Genomic DNA, 15,580 nt, shown 5'->3' with positions numbered 1-15,580 from the left:
CGCCCCGCCGGCCCGCCGTCAGCTCCCCAGCTCGTCGTCGATCAGGGCGAAGATGTCCTCGGCCGTCGCGGACTCCAGGTCGCTGTCGTCGTGCTCCGGCTGCGGCCCGTCGGCGTCCCGCAGCCGGTCGAGCAGCTGCTCCAGCCTGGCGCGGGCCCCGGCCCGTTCCGCCCCGGCCAGCGCGACCAGATCGGCCTCCATTCCGGCCAGCCGGCCGAGCAGGTCCTCCACCGGGTCGGCCTGCGGCAGCAGGCTCTCCCGCAGGTGGCGGGCGAGCGCGGCCGGGGTCGGGTGGTCGAAGACCAGGGTGGGGGGCAGCCGCAGGCCGGTGGCGGTGTTCAGCCGGTTGCGCAGCTCGACCGAGGTCAGCGAGTCGAACCCGAGGTCCTTGAACGGCCGGTCGGCCGCGACGGCGTCCGTCGAGCCGTGTCCGAGGACCACCGCGGCGTTCCCGGTGACCAGGTCCAGCAGGGCCGCGTCGCGCTGGGCGTCTGCCATCACCGCCAGCCGCTCGGCCAGCGCCGGGCCGTCCGGGCGCCGGTTGTCGGCGGCCCGGCGGACCGGTTGGCCCACCAGCGCCCGCAGCAGCGCGGGCACCGGGTGGGCGGCGGCGCGCAGCACGCCCAGGTCGATGTCGACCGGCACCAGGTGGGAGCGGCCCGCGGTGCGCGCCCGGTCGAACAGGGCGAGCGCCCGGGCGGTGGACAGCGGCGCGCTGAGGCTGCCGGCCCGGGCCTGGTCGACCTTCCCGAGGTGGCCGGTGAGCCCGCTGGCCTGCTCCCACAGGCCCCAGGCCAGCGACTGGCCGGCCTGGCCGGAGGCCGTCCGCCGGGCGGCCAGGGCGTCCAGGAAGGCGTTCGCGGCCGCGTAGTTGGCCTGCCCGCCGGAGCCGAAGGTGCCCGACACCGAGGAGTACAGCACGAACATCGACAGGTCGAGGTGCGCCGTCAGCTCGTGCAGGTTGAGCGCCGCGTCCACCTTCGGGCGCAGCACCCGGGAGAGGCGCTCCGGCGTCAGGGTGCCGAACACCCCGTCGTCCAGCACGCCGGCGGCGTGCACCACGCCCGTCAGCGGACGGGCGAGGCCGTCCAGCACCTGGGCCAGGGCGGTGCGGTCGGCCGCGTCGCAGGCGACGACCTCCGCCCGGGCGCCCGACTCGCCCAGCTCGGCGAGGAGTTCCCGCACGTCCGGGCCGTCCGCGCCCCGGCGGCTCAGCAGGGTCAGGTGGCGCACGCCGTGCGTGGCCGCCAGGTGCCGGGCCAGCAGCCCGCCCAGCGTCCCGGTGCCACCGGTGATCAGCACCGTGCCCTCGGGGTCCGGCTCCACCGGCAGCGTCAGCACGTTCTTGCCGACGTGCCGGGCCTGGCTGACGTGCCGGAAGGCGCCGACCGCGTCCCGGACGTCCCAGGCGGTGATCGGCAGCATCCGCAGCGCACCGGCCTCGAACAGCTCGATCACCTCGTGCAGGATGCCGCCCATCCGGGCCGGTCCGGCGTCGCCGAGGTCGAAGGCCCGGTACCGGAGGCCGGCCGGCTGCCGGACGTCGGTCTTGCCCATCTCCAGGAAGCGCCCGCCCTCGGCCAGCAGCCGCAGCGAGGCGTCGGTGAACTCCCCGGCCAGCGAGTTCAGCACCAGGTCGACCCCGCGCCCGCCGGTCGCGGTGCGGAACCGCTCCTCGAAGGCGAGGTCGCGGGAGGAGGCGATGTGCGCCTCGTCCAGCCCCAGCTCCCGCAGCGTGCGCCACTTGCCCGGACTGGCGGTGCCGAACACCTCCAGGCCGAAGTGGCGGGCGAGTTGGACGGCCGCCATGCCGACGCCGCCGGCCGCGGCGTGCACCAGCACCGATTCGCCCCGCTGCGCGTCGGCCAGGTCGCGCAGCCCGTAGTAGGCGGTGGCGAACACCAGCGGTACGGAGGCGGCCTGGGCAAAGGACCAGCCCTGCGGGACGCGGGCCAGCAGCCGCCGGTCGGTGACGGCCCGGACGGCCGCGCCACCGGCGAAGAAGCCGAAGACCCGCTCGCCCGGGGCGAGGTCGGTCACTCCGGCGCCGACCTCCAGCACGACGCCGGCGGCCTCGGAGCCCATCGCGGCCGTCCGGTCCGGGTACATGCCCAGACCGATCAGCACGTCCCGGAAGTTGACGCCCGCCGAGCGCACCGCGACCCGGACCTCGTCCGCGCCCAGCGGCGCGTCGGCGTCCGGCGCGGGCACCAGCGCCACGTCCTCCAGTCCGGCGCCCCGCCCCGCGAGACCGAGCCGCCAGGCGCCCGCGGGCTCCGGCGGGGTCAGCCGGGCGACGGTGGCCTCCCGGACCAGTCGCGGCACCCTGATGTCGCCGCCGCGGACCGCGAGTTGGGGCTCCTCGCCGCCCACCAGCGCGGGCCAGCCGGCCCACGGGTCGGCCGCGCCGCCCTGCGGTTCGACGTCCACCAGCACGATCCGGTCCGGGTTCTCGGTCTGCGCGGAGCGGACCAGTCCCCACACGGCGGCGCCGGCCGGGTCGGCCTCGCCACCGGTGCCGGACCCGGCCGGGGTCGCCCCGCGGGTGAGCACCACCAGCCGGGAGTCGGCGAACCGCTCCTCGGCCAGCCAGGCCCGTACCTCGCCGAGCACCCGGGCGGTCGCCCCGTGCACGGCCTCGGCCCCGAGCGCACCGTCAACACCGGCGGCACCGGCGGAGACCGCCAGGACGGTCACCGACGGTACGGCCGCGCCCTGTTCCAGGGCGGCGACCAGGGCCGCCAGGTCGGTGTGGCGGCGGGCCGGCCCGCCCTCGGGGGCCGCCTCGCCGACCGCGGCCCACCCGGTCAGGTCCGGCTCGGCCGCACCGGCCGCCGGGGGCACCGGCCGCCAGTCCACCGCGAACAGCGCGTCCGGTCCGGCGTCGGCCGTGGCGCCGAGCGCCTCCGGGGACACCTCGCGCATCACCAGCGAACGCACGGTGGCCACCGGGCTTCCGGTGCCGTCGGCCAGCCGCAGCGCGACGCCCTCGGCGGTCCGGGTGATCCGCGCCCGCAGCACCGAGGCGCCCACCGCGTCCACCCGCACGCCGGTCCAGGCGAACGGCAGGGCGGTGCCCTCGACCTCGCTCCCGCCGGCGAAGCCGACGGCGTGCAGCGCCGCGTCCAGCAGCGCCGGGTGCAGGGCGAAGCCGGCGGCCTCGTCCGCCGCCTCCTCGGGCAGCGCGACCTCGGCGTAGACCGCGTCCTCGGCCCGCCAGGCGGCGCGCAGGCCGCGGAAGGCCGGCCCGTAGCCGTAGCCGCTGTCGGCCAGGGTGTCGTAGAAGCCGTCCAGCGGCACCGGCTCGGCGGCCGGCGGCGGCCAGGCCGCCAGTTCGAAGGGCTCGGCCGGTGCGGCCTCGGTCAGCAGGCCGGTGGCGTGGCAGGTCCAGGGCGTCCGGTCACCGGTGTCGGGCCGGGCGTGGATCTCCAGCCGGCAGTCGCCGCCGTCGCCGGGCGCGGTCACCCGGACCTGGACCTGGGCCTCGCCCCGTTCGGGGAGGGCGAGCGGGGACCGCACCACCAGTTCGTCCAGCACCGTACGGCCGACCTGCTCGCCGGCCCGCAGCGCGAGTTCGACCAGCGCGGTGCCGGGCACCACGGTCCGGCCCAGCACCACGTGGTCGGCCAGCCACGGGTGGCTCGCCGTGGACAGCCGTCCGGTCAGCACCGCGCCGCCGTCCCCGGCCAGAGCCAGGACGGCGCCCAGCAGCGGGTGCCCGGCGGGCAGTTGCCCGAGCGCCGCGACGTCGCCGGCCCCGGCGACCGGCCGGGGCCAGTAGCGCTCGCGCTGGAAGGCGTAGGTGGGCAGTTCCGCGTGCGGACCGGCCGGCAGGGCCGCCGCCCAGTCGACCTGGGCACCGGCCGTCCAGAGCCGGCCGAGGCCGTGCCAGAGCGTGTCCACCTGGTCCCGCCCGGCCCGCTGGAGCGGGGCGAGCACGGCGTCGGGGAGGGTCTGCTGGGCCAGCCCGCAGAGCACGCCGTCGGGGCCCAGCTCCAGGAGGCGGGTCACGCCGTGCTCGCCGAGGCGGGTGACGCCGTCGGCGAAGCGGACCGCCTCGCGGACCTGGCGCAGCCAGTAGTCGGGGGTGGTGAGCAGCCCGGGTTCGGCGAGCGTCCCGCTGACGTTGGACAGCAGCGGAATGCGCGGCTCGGCGAAGGTCAACTCCGCCAGGACGGCCGAGAATTCGGCGAGCATCGGCTCCATCAGCGCCGAGTGGAAGGCGTGCGAGACGGTCAGCCGGCGGATTCGCCGGCCCTCGGCCTTCCACCGCCCGGCCAGCTCCTCCACCGCCTCGACCGGCCCGGAGACCACCACCGAGGTCGGCCCGTTGACGGCCGCCACGTCCAGCCGCTCGCCGATCGCGTCGCGAACCTCGGCCTCGGTGGCCTCGACCGCCAGCATCGCCCCGCCGCTCGGCAGCGCGTCCATCAGCCGGCCGCGCGCCGCCACCAGCGCACAGGCGTCCGCCAGCGGGAACACCCCGGCGACGTGAGCGGCCGCCACCTCGCCGATCGAGTGCCCGAGCAGGAAGTCGGGGACCACACCCCAGGATTCGAGCAGCCGGAACGACGCCACCTCGACCGCGAACAGCCCGGCCTGCGCCCACACCGTCCGGTCCAGGTCCTCGACGCCCTCGAACACCACGTCCTTCACCGGCCGGTCCAGCAGCAGGTCCAGCTCCGCGCAGACCGCGTCGAAGGCGTCCGCGAAGGCGGGGAACGCCTCGTACAACTCCCGGCCCATGCCGACCCGCTGCGCACCCTGACCGGTGAACAGGAACGCCGTCCGCCCCTCGGCGACCGTACCGGTGACCACGCCCGCGCCGGGCTCCCCGGCGGCCAGCGCCGCCAGCTCCCGGTCCTGCTCGGCCCGGTCCGCGCCGGTCACCACCGCGCGGTGCGCCAGCGCCGTCCGCCCGGACAGGGCCCGGGCCACCTCGGCCGGTCCGTCCTCCGGGCGGTCCTTCAGGTGCTCGCCCAGCCGGGCGGCCTGGGCCCGCAGCGCCGCCGGGGTCTGCCCGGACAGCGGCCACGGCAGCGGACCGTGCGGCCGACGCCCGGCGGGCTCGGCCGGGGCGGGCTCGCCCTGTTCGATGATGACGTGGGCGTTGGTACCGCTCATGCCGAACGAGGAGACGGCGGTGCGGCGCGGCCGTTCGGCCCGCGGCCACGGCCGGGCCTCGGTCAGCAGTTCGACCGCCCCGGTGGACCAGTCGACGTGCGGGGTGGGCTCGTCCACGTGCAGGGTCGCCGGCAGCGTGCCGTACCGCATCGCCATGACCATCTTGATGATCCCGGCGATGCCGGCGGCGGCCTGGGTGTGGCCGATGTTGGACTTGATCGAGCCCAGCCAGAGCGGCTCCCCGTCCCGGCCCTGCCCGTAGGTGGCCAGCAGGGCCTTCGCCTCGATCGGGTCCCCGAGGCGGGTTCCGGTGCCGTGCGCCTCCACGGCGTCGACCTCGGCGGCCGACAGCCCGGCGTTGGCCAGCGCCTGCCGGATCACCCGCTCCTGCGACGGGCCGTTCGGCGCCGTCAGACCGTTCGACGCACCGTCCTGGTTGACCGCGCTGCCGCGCACGATGCCGAGCACCCGGTGGCCGTTGCGCCGGGCGTCGGACAACCGCTCCAGCAGCAGGATCCCGACGCCCTCGCCCCAGCCGGTGCCGTCGGCCGCGGCGGCGAAGGCCTTGCACCGGCCGTCGGCGGCCAGGCCCAGCTGGCGGCTGAACTCCACGAAGGCCGACGGGGTCGCCATCACCGTGGCGCCGCCCGCGAGGGCCATGGTGCACTCGCCGCGGCGCAGCGCCTCGGCCGCCGAGTGCAGGGCGACCAGGGAGGAGGAGCAGGCGGTGTCCACCGTCATGGCCGGGCCCTCCAGCCCGAACACGTACGAGATCCGGCCGGAGAGCACGGCGGCCGCGGTGCCGGTGCCCCGGTGCCCCTCGCTGTCGGAGGGGCCGGAGAGCAGCGCCGCGTAGTCCTGGCCGTTGGTGCCGATGAACACGCCGGTGCGGCTGCCGCGCAGCGAGCGCGCGTCCACCCCGGCCCGTTCGAACGCCTCCCAGACGGTCTCCAGCAGCAGCCGCTGCTGGGGGTCCATGGCCAGCGCCTCGCGCGGCGAGATGGCGAACAGCGCCGGGTCGAAGTCGGCGACGCCGGACAGGAATCCGCCGGCCCAGGTGGCGTCCGCGCCCGCCTCGCCGGAGGGCACGCCGAGCGGCGGCCAGCCGCGGTCGCCGGGCAGCCCGGAGACCGCGTCCACCCGGTCGGCGACCAGCCGCCAGAGCTGTTCGGGGTTCTCGACCCCGCCGGGGTAGCGGCAGCTCATCGCGACGATCGCGATCGGCTCCTCCAGCGCGGTGGCCTCGGCCCGCACGGCCTCGGCCGCCACCGCGGTGCCGAGCAGCTCGCCACGCAGCTGGGCGGCCAGTTCGCGCGGCGTGGGGTGGTCGAAGACCAGGGTGGCGGAGAGCCGCAGCCCGGTCTCGGCGGCCAGGGCGTTGCGCAGTTCGAGCGCGGTGAGCGAGTCGAAGCCGAGGCCCTTGAACGGGACCTCCGGCGGGACGTCGCCCGCCTCGCGGTGGCCGAGCACGGCCGCCGCCAGCCGCCGGACCAGGTCGAGCAGGGTCCGTTCCTGCTCGGCGGGCGGCAGCGCGGCGAGCTTCCCGGCCAGCGGGGAGACACCCTCGGCCGGCTCGGCGGCCGGGGCTTCCAGGGCCCGGAGCACCTCGGGCAGGTCCTCGATCAGCGGACGGCGGCGGCTGGCCGTGAACGCGGGGGCGAAGCGCTCCCAGCGGACGTCCGCCACCGCCACGCAGGCCTCGCCCCCGGCGACGGCCCGGTCGAGCGCCCCCACGGCGAGGGCCGGGTCCAGCAGGGCGAGCCCGCGGCGGCGCAGGAAGTCCTCCGACTCCCCCTGCACGGCCATGCCCGCCTCCGCCCACGGGCCCCAGGCGACGGCCAGCGCGGCCAGGCCGGCCGCCCGGCGCTGTTCGACCAGCGCCTCCAGGTAGGCGTTGGCGGCACCGTAGACGGCCTGGGCGCCGGAGCCCCAGGTGGCCGAGATCGAGGAGAAGACGACGAACAGCTCCAGGTCCAGCCCGGCGGTCAGCTCGTCCAGGTGTGCCGCGCCGTCGGCCTTCCCGCCGAGCACGGCGGTGATCTCCTCGGCGGCGGTGTCCATCAGCAAGGTCGCCTGGCCGACGCCGGCCGCGTGCACCACGCCGGTCAGCGGGAACTCGGCCGGGATCGCGTCGAGCACCGCCGCCAGCGCCGCCCGGTCGGCGGCGTCGCAGGCGGCGACCGTCACCCGGGCACCCAGCCCGGCCAGCTCGGCCACCAGCGCGTCCACGCCCTCGGCCGCCGAACCGCGCCGACTGGTCAGCACGAGATGGGGAACGCCCCGACCGGCCAGCCAGCGCGCCACCTCGGCGCCCAGCGCCCCGGTGCCGCCGGTCACCAGCACCGTTCCCGAGGGCGGCCCGAGCGGTTCGGCACCGTCCGGTCGGGCGGCCCGCACCAGGCGGCGGACGTACGTGCCGGCGCCCCGGACGGCGACCTGGTCCTCGGTGCCGGTCAGGACGGCGGCCAGCCGGGCGGCCGTCCTGGCGTCCTCGGCGGGCGGCAGGTCGACCAGCCCGCCCCAGCGTTCCGGCAGTTCCAGGGCGGCGGCCCGGCCGAGGCCCCAGAGCTGCGCCGCCACCGGGTCGGACGGCCCGTCGGAGCGGCCCACCGACACCCCGCCCCGGGTGGCCAGCCAGAGCGGGGCGTCGATGCCCGCGTCTCCGAGCGCCTGGATCAGCGCGACGGCTGCCGGGACCGGCTCGGGGTGCCGGGCCGGGCAGGCGACCACGCCGGCCGGGGCGGCCGCGAGCTCGCGCAGCCGGGCGGCCAGGGAGGCCCGGGTGGCCCCGGGGCCGAACTCCAGCAGGACCACGTCGGCGCCGGCGGCGGTCAGCAGCCGCTGGGCGTCGGTGTCCCCCGGGGTCGCGACGACCAGCCAGGTGCCGGTGAGCGTGCCCGCGGCGGGCGCGTCGGCGAGCGGCTTCCAGCGGACCCGGTAGCGCCAGGAGTCGATGACGGCCTCGTCCCGGCGGCGGCGCCGGAAGGAGGACAGCGCGGGCAGCACGGCCCGCAGCTCCCCCTGGTCCGCGTCCACGCCGAGGGCGCCGGTCAGTTCGGCCACGTCCTCGCGCTCGACGGCGGCCCAGAACCGGCCCTCGGCGGTGCCCTCCGCGCCCTCGGCCGCGGTGGCGGGAGCGGCGGGACGGGCCCAGTAGGACTGGTGCTGGAAGGCGTACGTGGGCAGCACGACCCGCCCCTCGCCACGGCCCGCGAAGGCCGCCGGCCAGTCCACGGCGGCACCCGCCGCCCAGAGCGCGCCGACGGCGGCGTGGAAGGTGCGCACGCCGTCGTGGCCGGAGCCGCGCAGCAGCGGCGCGAAGGCGCCCTCGACGCCGGCGTGCTGGGCCATCCCGCACAGCACGCCGTCGGGGCCGAGCTCGGCGAAGCGGGTGACGCCCCGTCGGCCCAGGGCGTCGACGCCGTCGGCGAAGCGGACGGCCTCGCGGACCTGGCGCAGCCAGTAGTCGGGGGTGGTGAGCAGGCCCGGCTCGGCGATCCCGCCGGTCAGGTTGGAGACGACCGGGATACGCGGCTCGGCGAAGGTCAACTCCGCCAGCACGGCGGCGAATTCGGCGAGCATCGGCTCCATCAGGACCGAGTGGAAGGCGTGCGAGACCGTCAGCCGACGGATCTTGCGGCCCTCGGCCGACCAGCGCGCGGCGAACTCCTCGACCGCGTCCGCCGGCCCGGAAACCACCACGGAGGTCGGGCCGTTGACGGCCGCGACGTCCAGCCGGTCGCCGATCTCCGCCCGCACCTCGGCCTCGGCGGCCTGCACCGCCAGCATCGCGCCGCCCTCGGGCAGCGCGTCCATCAGCCGGCCCCGCGCCGCCACCAGGGCGCACGCGTCCGCCAGCGAGAACACCCCGGCCACATGAGCGGCCGCCACCTCACCGATCGAATGTCCGAGCAGCACGTCCGGGAGCACGCCCCAGGACTCCAGCAGCCGGAACGACGCCACCTCGACCGCGAACAGCCCGGCCTGCGCCCACACCGTCCGGTCCAGATCCTCGACGCCGTCGAAGACGACCTCCCGCACCGACCGCCCGAGCCTCGCGTCCAGCTCCGCGCAGACCGCGTCGAACGCCGACGCGAAGGCGGGGAACGCCTCGTACAACTCCCGGCCCATGCCGACCCGCTGCGCACCCTGACCGGTGAACAGGAACGCCGTCCGCCCCTCGGTCGAGACCCCGGTCAGCACGTCCTGGGCGGAACGTCCCTCGGCCAGCGCCGCCAGCCCCTCGCCGAGGCCTGCGGCCGAGTCCCCGAGGACCACCGCGCGGTGTTCCAGCGCCGCCCGGGTGACGGCCAGCGCGTGCCCCGCGGCCGCCGGGTCGGGCCCGGTCGCCGCGAACTCGGCCAGCCTCTCGGCCTGTCCGCGCAGCCCCTCCGGGCTCCTGGCGGACACCGGCCAGAGCACCGGGCCGCTGTTCTCCACCGGTTCCGGCGCGGACAACGGATCGCCCTGCTCCAGGATGACGTGAGCGTTGGTGCCGCTGATGCCGAAGGAGGAGACGCCCGCGCGGCGCGGACGGTCCGCCTCGGGCCACGGCCGGGCCTCGGCCAGCAGTTCCACCGCGCCCGCCGACCAGTCCACGTGGGGCGTCGGCTGCTCGGCGTGCAGGGTGGCGGGCAGCAGGCCGTGCCGCATCGCCTGCACCATCTTGATGATGCCCGCGACACCGGCCGCCGACTGGGTGTGCCCGATGTTGGACTTGATCGAGCCCAGCCACAGCGGCTCGTCGCCGCGGCCCCGGCCGTAGGTCGCCAGCAGCGCCTGCGCCTCGATCGGGTCGCCCAGCCGGGTGCCGGTGCCGTGCGCCTCCACCACGTCCACCTCGGACGGGGCGAGCCGCGCGGAGGCCAGCGCCTGCCGGATCACCCGGCGCTGCGAGGGGCCGTTCGGCGCGGTCATCCCGTTGGACGCGCCGTCCTGGTTGACCGCGCTGCCGCGCACCACCGCCAGCACCTCGTGCCCGTTGCGGCGCGCGTCCGACAGCCGCTCCAGCAGCAGCAGTCCGACGCCCTCGCCCCAGCCGGTGCCGTCCGCGCCGGCGCCGAAGGAGCGGCACCGCCCGTCCGAGGCGAGGCCCTGCTGGGCGCTGAAGGCGTGGAAGACCTCCGCGTTGGTCAGCACGGTCACCCCGCCGGCCAGCGCCAGCGTGCACTCGCCGGCGCGCAGCGCCTGGACGGCCAGGTGCAGCGCCACCAGCGAGGAGGAGCACGCGGTGTCCACGGTGACCGCCGGGCCCTCCAGGCCGAACACGTACGCCACCCGGCCGGAGAGGATGCTGGTCGCTCCGCCGGCCAGGACGTACCCCTGGTCGGCGTCGGCCGCACCGACCCCGTAGCCGGAGGAGGTCGCGCCGACGAACACCCCGGTCCGGGTGCCGCGCACGGTGTCCGGCGCGATCCCGGCCCGTTCGAAGGCCTCCCAGCCGCTCTCCAGCAGCAACCGCTGCTGGGGGTCCATGGCGAGGGCCTCGCGCGGGGAGATCCCGAAGAACGCGGCGTCGAAGCGCTCGGCGCCGTCCAGGAACCCGCCCTGGGCGGCGAGGTCGCTCGCCGCGGCGTCCGCGCCGAGCCCGTCCGCCCTCCAGCCGCGCTGCTCGGGGAAGGGGGCGATCGCGTCGCCGGCCCGTTCGACCAGCCGCCAGAGGTCGTCCGGCGAGGAGACGTCGCCGGGGTAGCGGCACGCCATCGACACGATCGCCACGGGTTCGCTGACCGCGGCGGTCAGTTCACGGTTTCGGGCGCGAAGCTTCTCCGTCTCCTTGAGGGAAGCTCGCAACGCTTCGACATAGTCCTGGGTAGAGGCCATCGCAAGCTCCGTACTGCGGTCAGGAATCACGTTCGCCGAGGGCCAGCCTCAGCAGGCTTTCGCCGTCCATCTCGTCGATCGACTCGATGGCGGTCACGGGTGCGGCGTCCTCGGCGGCGGGCGCGGACTCCTGCGAGGCGAGCCGCAGCAGCGGCTCCAGCAGTCCGGACTCGCGCAGCCGGGACACCGGGACGGTGAGCAGGGCGCGGCGCGCCTGCTCCGCCTCGTCGGCGTCGAGGGCGTCGTCGCCGAGCAGTTCGGCCGTGATCTGCTCGGCCAGCGCCCTCGGGGTGGGGTGGTCGAAGATCAGGGTGGCGGGCAGGGCCAGCCCGGTGGCCGCGGTCAGCCGGTCGCGCAGTTCGACCGCGGTCAGCGAGTCGAACCCCAGGTCGCGGAAGGCCCGGTCGGCGACGACCGACCCGGCCGCGCTGTGGCCGAGGACCAGGGCGGCCTGCTGCTGCACGGTCTCCAGCAGCAGGGCGAGGCCGTCCTCACCGGACAGCCCGGCGAGGCGCTCGCGCAGCGCGGTGCCGTCCTGCGGGCCGCCGGCGGCACCCGCGGCGAGGACCTGCCGCACCTCGGGGACGTCCTCGATCAGCGGCTGCGGGTGGTACGCGGTGAAGCCGGGCACGAAGGCCTGCCAGTCCACGTCCGCGACGGTCACGCAGACGTCGCCGGTCCGGATCGCCGTGTCCATCGCGTCCAGGGCGAGGTCCGGGGCCATCGCCCGCAGGCCGCGGCGGCGCAGGAACTCCTCGGCGTCGGCGCCGCCGGCCATGCCCTCGCCCGCCCACGGGCCCCAGGCCACGGAGGTGGCCGCCAGCCCGCGGGCCCGGCGGTCGACGGCGAGGGCGTCCAGCGCGGCGTTCGCCACCGCGTACGCGGACTGCCCGCCGCTGCCCCAGACGCCGGCGACGGAGGAGAAGAGCACGAAGTAGTCGAGGGGGGTGTCCCCCAGCAGCTCGTCCAGGCAGACCGCGCCTTCGGCCTTGCCGTCCACGATCGCCGCGAACCCGGCGCGTGCGGTGCTGCCGAACGGCGTCGGGTCGCCGACGCCGGCCGCGTGCACCACGCCGCTCAGCGGGAACTCCGCCGGGACGGCGGCCAGCACCCCGGCCATCCCCTCCCGGTCCGCCGTGTCGCAGGCGGCGACGGTCACCCGGGCGCCCAGCGCCTCCAGTTCCGCGACCAGCTCCGCCGCCCCCGGCGCCGTCCGGCCCCGGCGGGAGACCAGCACCAGGTGGGGAACGCCCTGCCCGGCCAGCCGGCGCGCCACGGCGGCGCCCAGCGCCCCGGTGCCGCCGGTGACCAGGACGGTGCCGGTGACGGGAACGGGATCGGCCGTCACCGGCCCGGTTCCGGCCGGGACCAGCCGGCGGGCGAAGGTCCCGGTGGCCCGGACGGCGACCTGGTCCTCGGTTCCGGACAGCACCTCGGCCATCCGGTCACCGAGCACCGGCCCCGCCGGACCGCAGACGTCCACCAGCCCGCCCCACAGGCCGGGCAGCTCCAGGCCGACCACCCGGCCCAGGCCCCAGATCCGGGCGTGTCCGGGCCGGACGGTCTCCTCCTCGCGCACGGTCACCGCGCCGGAGGTGACCCACCGGAGCGGCACCCGCAGGTCCAGGGCGGTGAGCGCGTCGATCAGGTCCAGGGCGTCGGCGACGGGATCGGCGTCCGGGGCCGTGCCGGGGAAGGCCAGCACCCCGGCCGGGTCCGCGATCCGGGCGAGGTCGTCCGCCAGCCGCTCGGTCGTGGTCCGCACCACCCGGGCGCCCGCCCGCTCGACGGCGGACAGGCAGGCCTCGGCCAGGTCGGACCCCGGTTCGCCGGACTCCGCCGCCCCGGCGGGCAGCACCGCCAGCCAGCTGCCGGTCAGCAGCGGCGGAACGGCCGCGGTGGGCACCGGCTTCCAGGTGATCCGGTAGCGCCAGGCGTCGGATCGCTCCTCCGGCCGGGCGGAGTGACGCGCGACGGGCGGCTGCGCCCAGTAGTGCTGCCGGTCGAAGGCGTACCGGGGCAGCAGCGCCCGGTGCCCGCCCCAGTCGGCGTAGACGGCCGGCCAGTCCACGGCCGTCCCGGCGGTCCAGAGCGCGCCGAGCGCGGCCAGGGCGCTCTCCGTCTCGTCCCGCTCGCGGCGCAGCAGCGGCGCGAACGTGCCCTTGGCGTCGGCCTGTCGGGCCAGGGCGGACAGCACGCCGTCGGGGCCGAGCTCGGCGAAGCGGGTCACGTCCTGGCCGCCCAGGGTGTCGACGCCGTCGGCGAAGCGGACGGCCTCCCGGACGTGGCGCAGCCAGTAGTCGGGGGTGGTGAGCAGGCCCGGCCCGGCGATCTCGCCGGTCAGGTTGGAGACGATCGGGATGCCCGGCTCGGCGAAGGTCAACTCCGCCAGGACGGCCGAGAATTCGGCGAGCATCGGCTCCATCAGGGCCGAGTGGAAGGCGTGCGAGACGGTCAGCCGGCGGGTCTTGCGGCCCTGGGAGGCCCACTCGACCGCGAACTCCTCGACCACCTCGACGGGGCCGGAAACCACCACCGAACGCGGCCCGTTGACGGCCGCCACGTCCAGGCGGTCACCGATCTCCGCCCGCACCTCGGCCTCGGCGGCCTGCACGGCGAGCATCGCGCCGCCCTCGGGCAGCGCGTCCATCAGCCGGCCCCGCGCCGCCACCAGGGCGCACGCGTCCGCCAGCGAGAACACACCGGCCACATGAGCGGCCGCCACCTCACCGATCGAATGCCCGAGCAGCACGTCCGGGACCACGCCCCAGGACTCCAGCAGCCGGAACGACGCCACCTCGACCGCGAACAGCCCGGCCTGCGCCCACACCGTCCGGCCCAGATCCTCCGCACCCGCGAAGACGACCTCCCGCACCGACCGCCCGAGCCGCCCGTCCAGCTCCGCACAGACCGCGTCGAACGCCGCCGCGAACACCGGGAACGCCTCGTACAACTCCCGGCCCATCCCGACCCGCTGCGCACCCTGACCCGTGAACAGGAACGCCGTCCGCCCCTCGCCGGCCGGGTCGCCCGCGGCCAGCGCGTCGAGCGCGGCGGTGAACGCCTCCCGGTCGCCGCCGAGCAGGACCGCGCGGTGCTCCATGACGGTACGGGCGAGCAGCCCGCGCCCGACGTCCACCGGTCCGGCCTCCGGCGTGGCGGCCACGAAGGCCCGCAGCCGGCGCGCCTGGGCCCGCAGGCCGTCGGCCGTCCGGGCCGAGAGCGGCCAGGGCACGAGGGCCGGGACGCTCGCCGGTTCGGGGGCCACGAGGGCCTCGCCCTGCTCGATGACCACGTGGGCGTTGGTGCCGCTCACCCCGAAGGAGGAGATCGCCGCCCGGCGCGCCCGGTCCGCCTCCGGCCACGGCCGGGCCTCGGTCAGCAGCTCCACCGCGCCCGCCGACCAGTCCACCAGCGGTGTCGGCTCGTCCACGTGCAGGGTGGCCGGCAGCACGCCGTGCCGCATCGCCAGCACCATCTTGATCACGCCCGCCACCCCGGCCGCGGCCTGGGTGTGGCCGAGGTTGGACTTCACCGAGCCGAGCAGCAGCGGACGGCCTTCGGGCCGCCCCTGCCCGTACGTGGCGAGCAGCGCCTGGGCCTCGATCGGGTCGCCGAGGCGGGTGCCGGTGCCGTGCGCCTCCACCGCGTCCACCTCGGCGGGCGAGAGTCCGGCGGCGGCCAGGGCCTCCCGGATCACCCGCTGCTGGGACGGCCCGTTGGGGGCCGTCAGCCCGCTGGAGGCGCCGTCCTGGTTGACCGCGCTGCCCCGCACCACCGCGAGCACCTCGTGCCCGAGCCGCCGGGCGTCGGAGAGCCGTTCCACCAGCAGCACGCCCGCGCCCTCGGCCCAGCCCATCCCGTCGGCGGCGGCGGCGAAGGACTTGCAGCGGCCGTCCGCGGCCACGCCCTGCCCACCGCCCAGCGAGCCGAACACCTCGGGCGCGGCCATCACGGTCACCCCGCCGGCCAGCGCCAGGTCGCACTCCCCGCCCCGGAGGGCCTGCACGGCCAGGTGCAGGGCGACCAGCGAGGAGGAGCAGGCGGTGTCCACGGTGACCGCCGGGCCCTCCAGGCCGAGGGCGTAGGCCACCCGGCCGGAGACCACGCTGCCCGCGGTGGCGGTGCCGAGGTAGGCCTCGGCGCCCTCGCCCCCGCCGGGGAGGTAGTCGTGGTACATCATCCCGGCGAACACCCCGGTCCGGCTGCCGCGCAGCCGTTCCGGGTCCAGTCCGGCGTACTCGAAGGCCTCCCAGGAGGCTTCGAGGAACAGCCGCTGCTGCGGGTCCATCGCCAGCGCCTCGCGCGGCGAGATCCCGAAGAACGCCGGGTCGAACCAGCCCGCCTCGTGCACGAAGCCGGCGTGCCGCGTACCGTCGCCGCCGAGGGCCGCGAGGTTCCAGCCGCGGTCGGTGGGCAGTCCCGACTGGCCCTCGCCGCCGGTGGCGACCAGCCGCCACAGCTCCTCCGGGGTGGCGATCCCGCCGGGCAGCCGGCAGGCCATCCCGACGATCGCGATCGGCTCCCGGGCCTTCTCGTGCACCTCGCGCAGCTCCTGGCGGGCCTCCTGCAACGCGGCCGTGGCCTGGCGCAGGTACCGGAGCAGCTCTTCTTCCCTGGTCACGCTCATGTC

2 protein-coding genes are annotated in these 15,580 nt (G+C 77.0%); both read right to left on the bottom strand.

Annotated elements, in window-relative coordinates; all coding sequences use genetic code 11:
* Positions 1 to 18 precede the first annotated feature (18 nt).
* On the bottom strand, positions 19 to 10,947 hold the full coding sequence (locus tag ACZ6EM_RS30475; protein ID WP_465773722.1) for a type I polyketide synthase: 10,929 nt from the start codon (positions 10,945 to 10,947) through the stop codon (positions 19 to 21).
* Positions 10,948 to 10,966: 19 nt separating this feature from the next.
* Positions 10,967 to 15,571 carry a type I polyketide synthase gene (locus ACZ6EM_RS30470; protein ID WP_465773725.1) on the bottom strand — a complete coding sequence of 1,535 codons (4,605 nt, stop codon included), beginning with the start codon at positions 15,569 to 15,571 and terminating at the stop codon, positions 10,967 to 10,969.
* Positions 15,572 to 15,580 lie beyond the last annotated feature (9 nt).

The organism is Kitasatospora sp. NPDC041917 (assembly GCF_055589745.1).
Note: the sequence above shows the minus strand (reverse complement) of the source record. Positions and strands in the feature narration are given on the sequence as shown.